Genomic DNA, 16,417 nt, shown 5'->3' with positions numbered 1-16,417 from the left:
ACATTTTTCCATACCACGCCTGCATGCGGCTAAATGACGGAAAGTAACTCCATATTAGGGGAATCGGCAAGCTTGGTAAATATCCGATTGTTAAGGTTCATGATGCTTTATGACAATAACGGAAAATAACCATGCCTTTGGATATTTTGACCATTGTCCACATAAAAAAAAGCCGCGTTTTCACGCGGCAGCTGACGTTTAATCCCACCAAAAATACCAGATATCATGCTTCATTAGATAGTCCGCATAATGTCCAAGCGTCGGAAACCCGTCCATGACATATTGGCAGAAAATAAAATGCTCCTTGGCGAGCCGTAATGCTTCATCAAACGTTTGGGGTCGTTTTCCTGCCTGAAGAATCCAAGTATCTTCCGAAACGGCCACAATTTTAATCTGATACTTCTGCTGAAAATGCTTAAAAATCACCGACTGATGCTCGGGCAGCGGACATTCGTTATAACCTCCCATCGGAACCCACAGCGGTGCTTCATATCCGGCTTCGGCCGGCAGCGTCAGCAGGATCACCTGCTCGTCCTCTTCCACCTTTCCCTGCACCCATGTCGTATTCCAGTCAAAGGGTTCGGTATCCGATTCGTCAAACTCTTCGTTAAGCATTTCGCTGCCTTCCCATAGCAATGAATAAGAACGATATAATTCCTCAAAGCTCTTGCCTTCTATTTCTTCCGGTTCCAGCGCAATATCCGTATAGGATAATCGCGAAGCCACGATTTTTCCCAATACATCTTTCATGCTTAACCGCTGAACCTGCTCCAGCTCCTTGTTCACGTATTCAGAAAGGGTTTCTTCTTCGCAGATTTCCTCCATCATTTCCACCAGATTGTAGCCGGGAGCGATGAGAATCTTGTGCTCCCCTTCCTTTGGGACAGGGAGCGTTAAGCCATCCAAATCCAAAACTTCAATATCACATTCGCTTAAATAATTAGCAAGCTCTTCGAACATATGTACACCTCGAATATAGCATATTTTGAAACCAGTATAAGTTCTTACCCTTATTATTACAAATAATAGAACCATTCGGATAGTCGCTTATAAACAAGTTCAAGAGGACGAGCTTTACGCTCGTCCTCTTGTATATGGACAGCCATGTCCATGCTGTAATGGATTAATTGACGGTCAAGGACGCATCGGTTTCTCCTGCCCACTCGCCTACCGGTTTGATGGTATACGTCGATCCCGGCTTCAATTTACTTTCCTGCGTCAAATCGAATATGCCTACGGCTCCTTTTCGGCTTGAATATTTATAGGTCGCCATGTGTTGATTGCCGTCAGCGTCGGTCAATTCCACGCTCCGGCCGGAGAACAGCTCATCCCCCGGATCCTCGGACAAGGTGATGGCAATGGAACTGTCGCTGACTGCCTCGGCTCCGATGATGTCCAGCGGAGCAAACGATCCTGCAACGAATGACGGGTTGGCGATCTGTGCCCAGTCCGAAGTGACGGTGTAGGTAACGCCCGGCGTCAACGTCTGGCCTTCCGGCAATCGGAATTTCGGCTCTTGCTTGCCGTCGGTGGATTGGGTGAAGGGTACGTATTTGGCTACGATAGGTTGTCCGCCTGCAGGCGTAATCGTAACTTCTCTGGCTTGACCAGAAGATATGATCTGATAGACCTTGCCATCGGCGCTGTTGTTCTCATCCAATACGAAGGCATTGGCGCCGCGGCCTCCGCTATAAGCGGAAATAACATAACCGTAGTCAACGACGCCATTCTCCTTGAGCGCCTCCAATTCAAATGTATCCTGGGTGACCTGTCTAGCCTCGGTCATGTCCAGCTTCGTGCTGTTTCCTGTAAATGTACCTGCTGTTTTCCCTTTATAGGTCAGCGTATACGATGTACCCGGTTTTTGAACGGAAGTTGGAACGATATAGGTGGAAATAGAGCCCGTCTTCAGACGCGGCATATTCGTTAGGGCAAGACCGTCGTTAAATTTAAAATCTTCTTTGGCTTTGGCAAACATCTCATCGTCCGATGTCAATGGAGCATCAAAGGTGACGATCAAGGTAATGGCATTCAGTGCGCGGACGCTCGTGATTTTTGCTTTTTCCGACGGAATTGCGTCATGTGCAATGCTTATCAAATAGGCAGCTTGACCTCGAGTGACATGGCCCTCCTCGGAATAAAAACGTTGCGCCCAGTAATCCACGGACTTCGCATCTCGTTTCAGAGCCTTGGACACCATCTGTACCAGTTCGGCGTGGGTAACGCTTCCCCGTGGATCAAAACGTCCGTCCGGTGCCTGCATAATATCTAGTGCTACCAGCTCAGTTGCGTACCGCTCATACCACGCGTTTGATTTCACATCCGTGAAGCTTGGCTCTGTCTCCCCTTTGCCTTCAAGTCCAAACGCAAGCACCAGCATTTTCGCCAGCTCCGCCCGTGTGATCGGACTTGTTATCCCCATCGTGCCGTCTTGGTAACCCTGCATCACGCGCAGCTGGGACAGCCCTTGAACGGCTTGCTCTATATCTTGGGCAGCGAGCGGTGCTTGTGCAGCATCAGCCTGCAGAACATGAAACGGAAGCGTCGCCGTTCCCAGTGCGGCGGCCAGCATCATGACCGCCAGTTTATTCGAATACTTCTTCATAAGTAAGTCCTCCCTATCTTCGATGAATATGAACGATAATCGTCATATCTCCATGATAGATGAGAGTCCTAAACTCCCAAGAAATCCGGGATTAAACGTTTCGAAAATATTTATTAACAATTTCTAAACTCATTCAGACCGAAAAACGATAGCCCGCTCCCCATACCGTTTCAATATACTGCGGATTGGATGGATCCAGCTCCATCTTTTCGCGCAGCTTTCGGACGTGAACGGTTACGGTAGCGATATCCCCGCTGGAATCCATGCCCCAAATCCGTTCGAACAATTCATGTTTGTTGAACACCCGGTTCGGATGGCTCGCCAGAAATTCAAGCAAATTAAATTCCCGGGTCGTAAACGCGACTTCCTGATTGCGTACGAACACCCTTCGCGCCGTTTTGTCGATGACCAAGCCCCTAATATGAATTTCCGAGCTTGGACTCGGACTTTGCTTGCCCAGAAGCCTTACATATCTCATCAAATGGGCTTTGGCTCTTGCGACTAATTCGCTCGGGCTAAAAGGCTTGGTAATGTAATCATCGGCACCGAGATTAAATGCACGGATTTTATCGATCTCCTCATTCTTGGCGGATACGATCAGAATCGGGACCTCCTTGTTCTTCCTGATATGGCTGCACAACTCGTAGCCATTCATGCCGGGAAGCTGAAGGTCCACAATGATGAGGCTGTAGTCCTCGTTAAGGGCAACCTTCAAGCCCTCGTCACCCGTATGGCATAAATCGACGGCAAAACCGTTCAGCTCAAAATAATCCCGCTCCAACTGGGCGATGGTCGTCTCGTCTTCAATGATGAGAATGCGTGTGGCCATGGGTTACCGCGCCTCCTTCCTGTTCGCTCGTTTCAGGGTGAAATACAGGCTTGTTCCGACGCCAAGCACGCTTTCAGCCCAGATTTGACCCCCGTGTCCTTCAATGATCTGGCTCGCAATCGCAAGACCCAAACCGCTGCCGCCTGTTGAAGAGTTGCGGGATGACTCGGCCCGATAAAACCTTTCGAATATATAAGGGATCGCTTCCGGTGCGATGCCTGTGCCGTTATCCCGGATTTCAACCGTCACCCATTCCGGAGACAGCCGGATCGAGACGCCGATGTTTTTTTGCCCCTTGTCCATGAAATTCTGGGCATTTCCAATGATGTTGAGCACGGTTCGCTTTAATTTCTCAAGGTCGGCAATGACCTCGACAGGATCACCGGGACGTTCCTTCCACTCCAGCAGAATGTCCTTCTCCTCCAGAACATAGCGCTGCTCATCGATGCAGTCGTCAATGAAACCGATGATATCGACATGCTCGAACATAAACGGCACCTGCTTCAAATCCAGCTTGGAATACAGAAACAGCTCATTCACGAGTTTATCCAGATCGATGGTTTTGGTGTAGATGATATTCACGTATCTATCCATCTTCTCGGGCGTATCCGCGACGCCGTCTCGAATGCCCTCGACATAACCCTTTATATTCGTTATCGGTGTGCGCAGATCGTGTGAGATATTGGAGATCAGCTCTTTTCGGTTCTCTTCGTCCCGGAGCCGGAGCTGAATCGATTCGTGCAGCCGCTTTCGCATATTCTCAAACGTTTCGTTTAGCTGGCCGATTTCGTCCTTCGAATGCATATCCAGGGAAAACTGAAGATTCCCCTCCTTGATGTGTTCGGCCGAATTTCGGAGCAAGTCAAGCGGTTTGACCACGCTGCGCGTAATCCAGCGATATAACATCACGTTCGCAACCACAATGATGCCAACGAGACTCAATACAAGGATGGGCAACAGCTTGCGTGTCACCTCGCCGAAAGGACTTCGCTCCCGGATCACGTACACGCTTCCCTTCGTCTCGTCCGAGAACCGGAAGTCGAATTTGGCATAAGCATAAAAGCGTTCCCCGATGCTCAGCGTATTGCGGATTTGATTGTTGTTCAGGTCGAATGGAGGGAGATTCGCTTCCAGCTCAGGCTGGTTTAACGTCTTGGACTCGTAAACCTGAAGGCTTTCCTTACGGACGTACAGGCCTGCCCGCACGGTTCCCAGCTTAAAATCATATTCCTTCAGCAGCTCTTGATCCAGCAGACCGTCCGGTTCGTTCTTGGCAAGATATTTTAATTCAAGGAAGATAGACTCCTCTTGCTCGGTCAGCGGGTTAACCTGGTAGTGAACTTTATAAAAATCCCGAACCCCGCGAATGTCCCCGGTAGCCGCGACGGTAAACAAACTGGCAGTCAAGACGAACACCAACAAGCTGATGACCAGCATGCCGGTAAAGGACAGCAGCAACTTGATCCTGATCGACATGCGTCGCCTAAAGCGAACCGGAAACGATGTTGCCCTTAAACATCGTCGCCACGCGCCTTGATCTTCTGGCAATGGCTTCGGCGGAACAAGAAGCTTCGACAAACACGATGCTGGCGGCGTCCCCGACCTGCGGCCATATCTGCTCGCCATCCGGACCAAGCGGTGTCATGCCGCCGGTGATATATTGAAGCGTCCGTGCCAAAGAGCGTTCATCCACCCATCGGGACACCTCAGCCAGCCGGCCCGCGCGTTCCAGCACGTCCCCGTTTCCGAAAGGCGACCACACGTCAAAAATGTTATCGCAACCGACGGCTACCTCTACGCCGCACTCGTGCAGCAAACCGATCGGCGGAAACTTGCGGCCAATCGGCACACTCGTAATAATGGCGACCCCCGCATCAGCGAGCAAGTCCCCCATCTCTTGCGCTTGGGACGGCGGAATATCACCCAATCCGAAGGCATGGCTAATCGCCACCTTGCCTTGCAGTCCCGCTTCAATGGTTAACTGAGCTAATCGCTTCATGGTGAAGATCCCCAGTTGATTGGCATCGTGCAGATGCAGGTCGATGCCTGCATTGGCTTCAACTGCGAGCCCCACCAGTTCCTGTAAAGACGCTTCGATATCGCCATCCACCGTAGCCGGGTCAACGCCGCCGACCAGGTTTGCTCCATTACGAAGTGCTTGTCTCACTAACTCCGTTGATTTCGAGTGCAGCAAACCATGTTGCGGAAAAGCAACGATCTCATAAGATAACTTTCCTTCAAATGCGCGTAATGCTTGTTGAACCGCTTCTAAATTGTCTAATCCCACTTCCGGATATATATCGACATGCGTACGCACATGCGTCACGCCGGACTTCAGGTAAATATCAAGCAGCCGTTCCGCACGGTCCTGCGTCAAGGTATCCAGTGAAGGAAGTGTCGCTTTCTCGATCGCCAAACGCTCGAAAATACTGGAAACCGGCGTAACCGAACGCCATCTGTCACCAAGCAGCGTTTTATCCAAATGGCAGTGCTTCTCGATAAAGGTTGGCAGAAGCAATAAGCCCTTCACATCGTGCTGCGGCCATTGGTCTGTTAGGGTTGTATTCGAGGCTACGATCTTCACGATTTTTCCATCTTCTATGAATATGTGGCGAATCTCCGTCTTTGTTCCCGTAATTACGCCATCTTGAACTTCATAACCGCTCTCTAACCGGGCATTTGTTAACCAAAATGCTGAACTCATATCCATCATTCCTCTCTCCACTTACTAGATATACGAACATGCTATCACAGGAAAAATGATATGGATAATATCAAAAAAATAGGATTTGCTTATGTTTTGCATATACATAAAAAAAGAAAAGCCACCCGATAGGATGACTCTTCTAATGAACCCCTTGGAAATAGACAGGATGTTAAAGCTTTATGGCCCTTGTCGCAATGAAACTGTTTGCATAACGATCCAACAGTCTCTTGCCTCCGAACGAATCCTCATAGAAACCGCCAATCATAAACCCTGCTCGGATCTGACCTCCCATTTGCTGCTCCAGCGTATGTCCGAATTCCAATGATACCCCGGTTCTCACAATCTCTTCTTCCGACGCATAATCCAGTTCCGAATATGGAAGGGTGTGTTTCACCTGAAGTATCCCCTTCTCTTCCAGTTCCCAGTCGAATAAGTAGAAGGCCGGGTTCATAAAGCCGCTTATCATAATACCACCAGACTTCAACACACGGTATGCTTCCTGCCAGACCGGCTGAATATCAGGCACAAAAAGGTTAGATACCGGATGAACGATCAAATCAAAGCTCTCCGAATCAAACATGCTTAAATCCGTCATCGAACCAAGAACTGTCCGAATGGACAATCCATCCCTTTTAGCAACAAAGCGATCCTGTTCCAATTGGGATTCGGAGAAATCCAATACAGTTACATTCGCTCCCGCAGCGGCCAACACCGGTCCCTGTTGTCCCCCTCCAGAAGCTAAACAGAGCACATTTTTTTCGCTTAGTTCAGGAAACCATGCTTTGGGCACAGGCTTGGTAGCGGTAACGATAATTGACCAATCGCCCATTCTGGCGTTCTGGATTTCCTCGCTGCTTACAGGAACCGTCCACTGATTTTTCTGTTTTACTTTAAGCTCCCAACTGTCCAGGTTATGCTTGATAATCTCCATATGTAAACTCTCCTCTTATTGATTCATCAGCTTCATTCTTTATTCATGGACCTTTGGCCCAGCCAGGCCTGAAACTGCTCCGGTGTCCTTATGTTTTCTTCCAGAACCGCTGTATAAATATCGAAGCTTCGCACAGTCTTGCCATATTCATCACGGCTTGCCCAATCACTTTTGATTTGCAAAATAGCTTCCCGGCGTTCCTGAGTCAGCTGTTCAGGCATCGTGACGATATGTTTCAAGTCGGGTTGTCTCTCCGGTTCATCCACGAACCAAATATCCATTTTCCACTCCTTCCCCTGCTGAGACTTATACTTTAGGCCAATGTATAATCCATCGGGATAAGCGGGATCCGTATTATATACACCGGTATCGTTTATGAACTTCAGTTCCCGCACACCAGCGTGCAGCATGAGTTCCGATGCGATTTGTGCAATTAATTGCTGAGTCAGCCGAGAGCATATTACCGTCATGTCCAGGTCTCTCCATACCATCAACCCGAGGGCTGAACTGCCGACACGCACCGGTTCGCCTGCTTGACTTAGCAATTCATAAAGTCGAAGTTCATGAGCTACCTCAGAAGCTTCATCCTGAAGAGCTTTTTGTTGCAGTAGAAGTTTGCTTTCCGCCATTTGGTTTCACCTCTAATCCTTATGTTATGTATCTCATATCGTATCACCCGATCATTGTGCATACCAAGGGATTGAATGCTTATAATGAACTTTCACGGATACCGCCTAATTCGTCATCGAACTATACGGAATAAAATATGCGTTCACCCGACAAATACGGCTTACAGTAATCGGCGCACAGCTTCGGCATTCTTTCACGCATCCATGCATGCACGGATTCATTCTCCATTTGAAAGACATAGTATCCGATAATGGCCAGCAGCATGAAGCCTTCTAACTGAACAAGCTTATCTTGTCCCGTATGATCATTGCCATAATACCCTCTCAGGAATAGATTCCGAAGCTCCGAGGGAACCATCATGGCACCCATTGCAACATCCGTGTAATTATAACCTGGTCCGAAAAAACCGAAATCGATAAAACTCAGTTCTCCATCCGAAGTCATGATGATATTCCCCAAACTTAAATCACCATGGATGAGCCCCCAGGCTTCTTCGTTCCCACGATCCGCAAGCCGCGAGTTAACCAACGATATCGTGTCTTCAATGACAGAAACATCGGAGGAAGTAAACAATTCTTTCGCTAACCCTTGCTTTATAACCCCGATCATATATTGATTGTAGCTAATCCCCTGACTTGGACGTTTATCGATGCCCTCCGGGATGTACTGACCATAGAATCGGTGCAGCTCTGAAACACGAGCCCCCAGCTTCTCGACCATGACCGGGTCGCTTACATCATCCCTATGCAAGTCTCTTCCTTCCAGCCAGGTAAGCACGGAACTATTCCAACGCCTCCCCTCATGTTCGATGATTGTAATCAGCTCGCCTTCCCGATTCCGCAGCGGCCTTTGGACAAGCATTTGATCCCAGCCTGACAAATGCTCCAGCATTTGCAGTTCACCCAGCAGACCGTCATAGGTATGCTGCTGACCTGCCATGCCGTCTTTTATCGGTTGATGAATGCGAAGCAGATATGTACTTCCGTCATGGCCTTTTACCTTATAGGTTCGATTTTCATTATGCCGAATAAACGTGATCTCGGGTTCATGGATGCCGTATTCCTTCAATATTTCTTGCAGCTGTTCATTTTGCATGTGAAACTTCTCCTTATGTAGAAATTCCTACCTATTTTATATCACTATAATCTATTTTTGGATTATTATCAGATTCGATCTATTCTATTTTGTTTACAATTCAGAAACAAGTCAGAGATTCTACCGATATAACTCTCTTATATACTGAGAGATAGCTAACGAGGAGGGACTTCACACATGCACAAAAAAATCGTCAAATCCATCATACCTACGGTCATCATCGGTTCCGTTGTCACAAGCCTAGCCTTATCCAGTTTTCTAAGCAGCACCGGCATTGGCAAGGCGGAAGCTGCCGCCGCAGCTTCTTCCAGCTTATCATTTACGAAGTTTTTGGAAAACAACGCTCCTAACCGAACTTTAAAAACGGTTCGCGGTTTAAATTCGGTCACCAATCTATCAAGCACCGTTGTACTTGTCAACAAGCAAAGAAATCTACCATCGAGTTATGTTCCGCAAGACTTGGTTGTACCCCATATTCCGTTCAGCTTCTCGGGACCAAGTCCCAAAAAACAGATGAAAAAAGTAGCGGCATCTGCGCTGGAAAAATTGTTTGCGGCAGCCAAGAAAGACGGGATCGATCTCAAAGCCGTATCGGGCTACCGGTCCTATGCTACTCAAAAAGCTATATTCGAACGCAACGCCCGTAATAAGGGCGAGGCCGTCGCTAACAAAACAAGCGCGCGTCCGGGACAAAGCGAACATCAGACCGGACTGAGCATGGATATATCCAGTGCTTCCGTAGGATATGCGTTGGAGCAAAGCTTCGGAAATACCAAGGAAGGCAAATGGCTGAAAGCCAATGCACCGAAATACGGATTTATCATTCGTTACGGAAAAGGCAAGGAGAAATTAACCGGCTATTCTTATGAGCCTTGGCATGTTCGTTACGTTGGTGTCTATATTGCGGGAGAAATCACGAGACAAAACCTCACGCTTGAGCAGTATCTGGGCCAATCCCAATAATCGAAATTTCAAGAAACGGACCATAACGGGTCCGTTTTTTTTGCCTGCTGTCTCTTCCTGGCTCAAGCTTTTGATGTACATTCGCATATTTTATCCCTTTTCCGACGGACAAAGTACTCCGTATGCACTAAGCACGTACATTAACACCAGTAGACAGGTTTGAAAGCATACGATTTATCGAAAATGGGGTGAACAACGTGCCTATTAAATCGGGAAAGCAGTATATCGAACGGATTGACCGACGGAATATTAACATTTGGTATAAAGGAGAGCCTATCCAGGGACCTTTATCCGAGCATCCCGCATTCCGAGGTCTTATTCAAACCCAAGCCGATCTTTACGATATGCAATGTGAAGAAAGTTATATCGAACAGATGACTTACCCCTCGCCCGATACGGGAGAACGGGTAGGCTTGTCTTTTCTCCCGCCCAAGAACGCGGAGGATTTGCATAAACGCAGAATGATGATGGAATTATGGGCGAACAAGCATCATGGCTTTTTAGGGCGTTCTCCCGATTATATGAACACTGCGATCATGTCCTTATATACCGCTGCCGATATTCTGGAAGAGCATCATCCGAGATATGCGGAAAATCTCAGGAACTATTATAAGTACTGTCGTGATCATGATATTACATTATCTCACGCCTTCATCCAGCCCTATGCATGTAAAATGTCCGGTCAGCAAGATGCTGCTGAAGACACTGTCGCGGCTAAAGTCGTAGAGATTAACGATGATGGAATGATCATAAGCGGGGCATTCCTGATGGCAACACAAGGAGCTACTTGCGAAGAAATGCTGGTATTCCCGACACCTTCGCCAATGATGTCCCAGGATGTGAATCCTTCTGCGTTTGCATTTGCGGTTCCCAACGATTTACCGGGCATGACTTTTATATGCCGTGAAAGCTACGGTGCCACTTCTTCCTATGATTATCCCCTCAGCGCAAGATACGAAGAAATGGATACACTTGTCGTCTTCGACCGCGTGCTTGTCCCCCATGACCGGTTCTTTTACTATGGGGACGAGACTTACGCCGGGCGTTTATTCGGCGAGAGTCACTTTCATACGCATATCGCCCACCAAATGGTCACCCGTTTCATCGTTAAAACCGAATTCATGCTCGGCTTGCTGGAATCCTTGGCAGATGAACAGAACGTTGGACTCGAGCCCCATATGGTCTCGAATGTTTCAAAAATGATTGCATTTCTCGAGACGTTCAAAGCATTAAGATTGGCTTCCGAGCAGGGCGCCAGCCAGGATAAATTCGGATATCTCGTTCCTGCCGCCAGGCCTCTTCTCGCATCCAGCATGCTCTTCCCCAAATTCTATCCCGAGATGGTCGAGATGATACAGTTACTGGGCTCCAGCAGCCTGATTATGATCCCTTCTGAACTGGATTTTCATTCGGAATCAGGCCCTTACCTTAATCAATATTTAAAAGGATCCACAACGGAAGCTTGGGATCGTATCGCATTGTTCAGGCTTGCATGGGAGCTTGGTGCAAGCTCGTTCGGTGGCCGGCAAACCCAGTTTGAACGTTTCTTCTTCGGAAATGCGCAGACGGCAGCCTATCGGATGTATAACCATTTTGAGCAGCATGAGCAGCTTCGTAACAGGATTCACGATTTTATTAATAAAAACAATACCTCTTCATAACTTGACCGGCGGATGATCGTGCATATATAAAAAAAGATGCGAGTTAATAAACTCACACCTTTCCGTTTTGTTTTTCATGATGGGCACAATGAACTCATGAATGAGAATGCAGTCTCAATCTGAACCGATATTTCATATCGTCTTCGAACCACATCATAAAGTTCGTACCCCACACATTATTGTGCAGATTGAAATGGAATCCACCGGTCAATGAAGCATAGGAGTTGTCGAACTGCAGCAAACGCGGTTCCCCCGGGCACACTAGCGGCGCGTCCAAGGTTTCAATGACCACTGTTCCGTCCGCCCCCTCATAATATAGGCCGGAATCGACACCATGCATGTTCCGGTTACCGTCCTTCACAACGAATAACGGAGATATACGCTGTCCCAGCTTATCCATCATCCATGCGTTGGGATTATCCACAAGGGGCGCAAACGAGAACCAGCTTGCTTCCGGAAGACGACAGGCTGGTTTGCCCTTCCAGCTTAGACTTACCTCTATGACGGGCTCATTCGCAAGAAAGGTATAGATTACGTTCAATCGGCGCGGAGCCCCATACTGCTTACTGAGAATCTCCGGCAGCTTCATTTCCACTGTTATCATATCATAATCGGCGCACCTCTTCAGGTGTATCGTCCGCATGGATGCCGTATACCGCCGATGTTCCGGCCGCGGTTTGACATATTCGATTCCCGGCTTGCCGAAGTCGTTGTCCGCCCAGCCGTGATGAATATCCAGATTGGTCACGTATTCTTTAAAGAAGCGATCATAGTTTTCTTTGCTGAAGGTTTCATACCTATAAGTGCCAAGTCTCTGATGTTCATCCGCCCATTCCTTCCCGGATCGATCCATCAATCGGTTTATCGAGCCGTCGGCAGCGAAGCTTACCTGAAACTGCCCTAATTCATAAAGCTCGTTCATATCGATCGGCTGCTTGCACTGCATCGGCTCCGAGTCTGGGACGGTTTGATGCCGACTCATCCGATCCAGCTCTATTCGCGCTTCAGCTGCCAACCCCTTCGGCAGCGATTGAACGGCCTCCTCAAGATAATCCCGCTGTTCTTGCCAAGAGCTCTCGTAATGGCTGTACGACCGAGTACCATTCGCCTGCTGGCATAGGTAATCGAATTTCCTCAGTTGATTGTCTTCAACGACATCCCGCGCTCTTGCAGCGGCTAGATCGCCAGTGGAATAATTAACGAAATCGACGAGATAGACGGAATTGTTCAGCCCCCAGGTATGCTCGGGGATCAACATCAGGCGATTGCAAAATCGAGCGTACGCATCACCGTCCTTGTCCAATTGACCGGATTCGATCCAGCGATCCCGAAGCCTTAGCAATTCACGGTAACGGGCGATTTTCCAAGGATCTGAGGCAATACCGTGTATCCACGAATCCCCGATTTCTTCGCTCACGACAGGCAATCGGTCCTTTACGGTTTGAAGCCGCCGGGCAAATGCATCAAGTGTCGAGGCCATGATTTCCGCCCCTGGATAATCCCGCTCCAACTGTTCAAATAAAACACGAATCTCCTCCATCGTGGATGGACCATGGTTATCATGCGTATGGGCAAAATACAAAGCGTCCTCCAGCCCTTCCATTTGAAACGGTTTGCCGTAACTATCTGCATAATGAACGATGATCTCCGAACCGTCGGAAGCACGCCATACAAACATCTCCGGCACCTTGGGATTTTTGGACACCATATTAACGCCCAAATGCAAATATTGAATGCCGTGTTTAACCAGTAAGGGGACCATTGCAAGGGTATGACCCGGAACATCCGTCATTTTAGCGGCAATCGTGGTTTTTCCATACTTTTGGTCCAAGTCGCCCGAAATGGACATTCCAAATTCGAATAGCCGGGCATCCATGATTTCCGTGTGCGTCGTAAACGGCAGCCCATGCCAAACGATCCGTCCCTCCGCAATGGCCTTTTCCATACGCGCCCGCATGTCAGGAGCAGCGGCTCCCAAAAACTCATGAATTAACCATGAGCCGGTCGTCCATACGAATTTTACGTTCCCCTCTTCGTTAGCCAGCTGCTCGGACAATTCCAAAGCCCGGGGTATAAAATGCTCCATATAACGCTCGATTACGTTCTTTCCGATATCGGTAAACCCGATGTCCAGATGGGTCTTGAATACGACATGAACTCTTTTGATTGATGTTGCCATGCATGACTGCTCCTTTCAACAATAAACGGCTAATGCCGAACTTTGAGCCTCATTTTACTAGAGCAGATCGCACAAGTCTTTGCATGAAAGGGTCATGCTTTTGCAAAAAAAGGACACCTGCTCGTAAATCACATCGAATTCTAGACATATAAAAAGACCCCTCGTTCCCATCAGGAATAAGAGGTCTTCGGACCGCATGCGGATATCAGAAAGTGCTCGCCTTCGTTGTGTCCGGACACCATCTGGCCGGTCGATAATATCGAATCAGGACATCCGTCGCCTCCGGGGTCCGCAGATGGGTAAGCGTTTCGAAGGCATACGCCCTTACATAACGGTCCTTGCTGTGCAGCGCTTGCTCAAGCGAATGGATCACGATGGGAACATCCGTGGCTTTGGCGGTGCGAAGCAGCGACAGGGCAGCAGTATATCCCGTTTTATTTAGGATATAGCTCTGCTGGCTGATGTCGGTATCATCGAGACCCGCGGCTTCTCTTTCTTCCTCTTGCAGAAGCGACTGCTCCAATACGTTTGCCAAGGCCTGACACACATCGCCTGCCTCCCTCCCCATTATACCCAGCGCTTCGACTGCATTTCGACGAACCCAATCGCTCGGATCCTGCAAGCACGCTTTCAATGCAGACACCGCCTTATTCGACGACGGGACGATCATGCCAAGTACGAAAACAGCAAGCGCCCTGCGCTTCTCGTTTGGGTGCTCCAGCAGTGCAAGCAGTCCTGGAACGGCTCCAGCGCCAGCGCCTTGCAGTCCGTAAGCCGCTCTCTGCGCGATTTGCGTTGTTCCTTCGGACATGCGGCATATCAATTCATTGATCCCTGCGGAGCCTATTCGGCCAAGCGCATAACTTACATTCAAAGCTACCGGTTCCCTATCATTCAACATTCGGCCTAGTTCAGGAGCCAACGAAGCGGCCTTTTCTCCTAACAATCCAGCTTGATCCGCGGCCCTTGCGCGAACGGTCTCGTCCTCGGACTTTAGATCTTCGGCCAATTGCTCTATTTGGGCTTTGTCTCCCGTTACAGAGTGCATCCCCTGACCCGGTTCGCCGCGCATCCAGTTCCATATATCTCTCCATAGATTCAAATGCACGTAAGGTGTTCCGCCCGTAAAGCTCATCTCTTTCTCTTGATGATTCCAGCTCGGCGATTCCGGCGCACGCAATCGAACGAATTGAAACTTTAACATGTATCGATCCATGTCAGACACGTTCAACGAAGCTTTGTGCCATAAATCAAAATGAACCAGGACCATTGTTCCCGCTTTGCCGGTCGGCAGCAGCGTCTCGCCTTGATCGCCTACAAACTTTTCGTAATATGCGGTACCGGGCATGATGGCGGTCGGTCCCATTTCCTCGGTGATATCCTGCATGTAATAAAAAATCATCGCCCACCAGGGCCGGTGGCTGCGCATGCTGGACCAGTAACCGTCTTTGTGCCACTGCCCGCCTCCCGGCAGCGGATCGCCCGGCTGATTATAATGGCAATGCCGATGCGGGTGCATATAGTAATCCGGTCCGAGAACACTCGTCAAAGCCCCTTTAACGACCGGCGTTTCGAAGAACTGCTGGATCTCGGGCACGCGGGGCAGGATGTTATTGCCGGGATTTCCTTCCTCGTGCAATACAACATTAATTTTATCCCTGACGGCGTCATGAAGCTGATCCGGCAATTCGTTGTGAAGCACCACATACCCCTTCGTAATAAATTGAATTATTTGTTCATCCGTCAATAGACATTTACAATCCAACATCTCAATTCCCTCCTCATGCATGAAATGAATTCAGTGTTAGTATAGCAATGGTGACGATCGCTGTATTTACATAAACGTCAGGCTTTTGTACAATCGTCATGCGAATATCTATAGAATCTTATCTTATAAGGATGTGGATATAAATACGTGGATTTTGCCGTCTTCCATCCCTATGTGTTTTATGCGACACGGTATCCCTTTTCCAAAGGTCAAAGCAATAACAACCGGCACTGCTATTCGTCATCGCTTTATCTAATTACCGAGGGTAGAGGCATCATTCGCACCAAAGGCCGCACATATCATACCGACCCGGGTTCCCTTGTATATATACCGGCTGGGCAGCCGCATGATTGGATAGCGGACAGCCAGGATCCCATGGTACATGTCTGCTGTTATTTCGACTGGTCCTATGTGGACCGCCGGGCTTTGGCCGATCATCCCAGCGTGATCTGTTATGACATTGCCCAGCTGATTCCTTCCTATGTAGGCCCTTCTTTTCCCTATGCCATACCTGAGCTCATGAAAGTTGAGAAGATCAACGTATGGAGCGACCTGTTTGAAAAATTCTACACCGGGAACCAGTTCGAGAATGAGCATACCTACATGCGCAGCGTAAGGACACAAAGCCATTTCCTGCAATTCATCGAGTATTTTCTTGCATTCGCATTACAAGATAAGGCCATTCCTGATCATAGAATGAACAAATTACTGGAGCGACTGGATCAGGATATCCTGCACGGCAAGCTGCGTCCATTGGAGTCGTATTACGAGGAACTTCGGATCAGCAGAGGTTATTTTTTCGAATTGTTCAGAAGATCGACGGGCTTGCCGCCGACCCAATACATTAACCACTTCCGCATCAATCGGGCCAAGGAGGATCTGCGCAATACGAACATCAGCATCACGGAGATCGCCGAGAAGCACGGTTTCTCTTCCATCCATTATTTTTCGAAGCTGTTCCGGCAACTTAACGGCTTATCGCCGATAGATTATAGGAAAGATCGAGTGGATGTCGATTGACTAGCTGAGGTTCACCCTAATCCGATCAA

General features: G+C 48.6%; 13 protein-coding genes. 3 read left to right on the top strand and 10 right to left on the bottom strand.

Annotation, left to right across the window (positions count from 1 at the left end):
• Positions 1 to 198 precede the first annotated feature (198 nt).
• From ACOZB4_RS00405 to ACOZB4_RS00370, 8 genes are all read right to left on the bottom strand, one after another.
• Complete coding sequence (locus tag ACOZB4_RS00405) at positions 199 to 960, bottom strand: DUF4253 domain-containing protein (RefSeq protein WP_379409249.1); 762 nt, start codon at positions 958 to 960, stop codon at positions 199 to 201.
• A gap of 163 nt (positions 961 to 1,123) precedes the next feature.
• Positions 1,124 to 2,605: an S-layer homology domain-containing protein gene (locus ACOZB4_RS00400; protein ID WP_379409253.1), complete on the bottom strand. Its 1,482-nt coding sequence runs from the start codon at positions 2,603 to 2,605 to the stop codon at positions 1,124 to 1,126.
• 133 nt (positions 2,606 to 2,738) lie between these two features.
• Positions 2,739 to 3,434 (bottom strand): response regulator transcription factor, encoded by a 696-nt coding sequence (locus ACOZB4_RS00395; protein ID WP_379409257.1) that lies wholly within the window; start codon positions 3,432 to 3,434, stop codon positions 2,739 to 2,741.
• Between the two features lie 3 nt (positions 3,435 to 3,437).
• Positions 3,438 to 4,910, bottom strand: coding sequence for a sensor histidine kinase (locus ACOZB4_RS00390; RefSeq protein WP_379409260.1), 1,473 nt, complete (start codon positions 4,908 to 4,910; stop codon positions 3,438 to 3,440).
• Positions 4,911 to 4,917: 7 nt separating this feature from the next.
• The gene (locus ACOZB4_RS00385; RefSeq protein ID WP_379409263.1) at positions 4,918 to 6,138 is read right to left on the bottom strand and encodes an amidohydrolase; all 1,221 of its coding nucleotides are present in this window, start codon (positions 6,136 to 6,138) and stop codon (positions 4,918 to 4,920) included.
• Positions 6,139 to 6,310: 172 nt separating this feature from the next.
• Positions 6,311 to 7,072: a class I SAM-dependent methyltransferase gene (locus ACOZB4_RS00380; RefSeq protein ID WP_379409266.1), complete on the bottom strand. Its 762-nt coding sequence runs from the start codon at positions 7,070 to 7,072 to the stop codon at positions 6,311 to 6,313.
• Between the two features lie 32 nt (positions 7,073 to 7,104).
• Entirely contained in the window at positions 7,105 to 7,701 is a 597-nt protein-coding gene (locus ACOZB4_RS00375) for a hypothetical protein (protein WP_379409268.1), read from the bottom strand.
• Between the two features lie 121 nt (positions 7,702 to 7,822).
• A complete protein-coding gene (locus ACOZB4_RS00370; protein ID WP_379409271.1) occupies positions 7,823 to 8,797 on the bottom strand; it encodes a phosphotransferase enzyme family protein in 975 nt (324 codons plus the stop codon).
• A gap of 177 nt (positions 8,798 to 8,974) precedes the next feature.
• Between ACOZB4_RS00370 and ACOZB4_RS00365 the strand changes: the two genes are divergently transcribed.
• Together ACOZB4_RS00365 and ACOZB4_RS00360 are read left to right on the top strand one after the other, a co-directional pair.
• Positions 8,975 to 9,760 carry a M15 family metallopeptidase gene (locus ACOZB4_RS00365; RefSeq protein ID WP_076323242.1) on the top strand — a complete coding sequence of 262 codons (786 nt, stop codon included), beginning with the start codon at positions 8,975 to 8,977 and terminating at the stop codon, positions 9,758 to 9,760.
• A 197-nt stretch (positions 9,761 to 9,957) separates the two neighbouring features.
• Positions 9,958 to 11,421: a 4-hydroxyphenylacetate 3-hydroxylase family protein gene (locus ACOZB4_RS00360; protein ID WP_379409275.1), complete on the top strand. Its 1,464-nt coding sequence runs from the start codon at positions 9,958 to 9,960 to the stop codon at positions 11,419 to 11,421.
• Between the two features lie 94 nt (positions 11,422 to 11,515).
• Here ACOZB4_RS00360 and ACOZB4_RS00355 read toward each other — a convergent pair whose 3' ends face one another.
• Both ACOZB4_RS00355 and ACOZB4_RS00350 read right to left on the bottom strand, forming a co-directional pair.
• Positions 11,516 to 13,600 carry a DUF5054 domain-containing protein gene (locus ACOZB4_RS00355; protein WP_379409277.1) on the bottom strand — a complete coding sequence of 695 codons (2,085 nt, stop codon included), beginning with the start codon at positions 13,598 to 13,600 and terminating at the stop codon, positions 11,516 to 11,518.
• Between the two features lie 205 nt (positions 13,601 to 13,805).
• Positions 13,806 to 15,368: a HEAT repeat domain-containing protein gene (locus ACOZB4_RS00350; protein ID WP_379409279.1), complete on the bottom strand. Its 1,563-nt coding sequence runs from the start codon at positions 15,366 to 15,368 to the stop codon at positions 13,806 to 13,808.
• Positions 15,369 to 15,515: 147 nt separating this feature from the next.
• Between ACOZB4_RS00350 and ACOZB4_RS00345 the strand changes: the two genes are divergently transcribed.
• Complete coding sequence (locus ACOZB4_RS00345; RefSeq protein ID WP_379409282.1) at positions 15,516 to 16,388, top strand: AraC family transcriptional regulator; 873 nt, start codon at positions 15,516 to 15,518, stop codon at positions 16,386 to 16,388.
• Positions 16,389 to 16,417 lie beyond the last annotated feature (29 nt).

Source organism: Paenibacillus sp. NPDC058898 (assembly GCF_049316025.1).
Taxonomy (GTDB): Bacteria; Bacillota; Bacilli; order Paenibacillales; family Paenibacillaceae; genus Paenibacillus_AQ.
This window is presented reverse-complemented; position numbering and strand designations above follow the sequence as displayed.

Bases quoted from the DNA above. Each gene is read 5' to 3' on its own strand.
- ACOZB4_RS00405 (WP_379409249.1), bottom strand. From the start codon at position 960: ATGTTCGAAGAGCTTGCTAATTATTTAAGCGAATGTGATATTGAAGTT.
- ACOZB4_RS00400 (WP_379409253.1), bottom strand. From the start codon at position 2,605: ATGAAGAAGTATTCGAATAAACTGGCGGTCATGATGCTGGCCGCCGCA.
- ACOZB4_RS00395 (WP_379409257.1), bottom strand. From the start codon at position 3,434: ATGGCCACACGCATTCTCATCATTGAAGACGAGACGACCATCGCCCAG.
- ACOZB4_RS00390 (WP_379409260.1), bottom strand. From the start codon at position 4,910: ATGTCGATCAGGATCAAGTTGCTGCTGTCCTTTACCGGCATGCTGGTC.
- ACOZB4_RS00385 (WP_379409263.1), bottom strand. From the start codon at position 6,138: ATGAGTTCAGCATTTTGGTTAACAAATGCCCGGTTAGAGAGCGGTTAT.
- ACOZB4_RS00380 (WP_379409266.1), bottom strand. From the start codon at position 7,072: ATGGAGATTATCAAGCATAACCTGGACAGTTGGGAGCTTAAAGTAAAA.
- ACOZB4_RS00375 (WP_379409268.1), bottom strand. From the start codon at position 7,701: ATGGCGGAAAGCAAACTTCTACTGCAACAAAAAGCTCTTCAGGATGAA.
- ACOZB4_RS00370 (WP_379409271.1), bottom strand. From the start codon at position 8,797: ATGCAAAATGAACAGCTGCAAGAAATATTGAAGGAATACGGCATCCAT.
- ACOZB4_RS00365 (WP_076323242.1), top strand. From the start codon at position 8,975: ATGCACAAAAAAATCGTCAAATCCATCATACCTACGGTCATCATCGGT.
- ACOZB4_RS00355 (WP_379409277.1), bottom strand. From the start codon at position 13,600: ATGGCAACATCAATCAAAAGAGTTCATGTCGTATTCAAGACCCATCTG.
- ACOZB4_RS00350 (WP_379409279.1), bottom strand. From the start codon at position 15,368: ATGTTGGATTGTAAATGTCTATTGACGGATGAACAAATAATTCAATTT.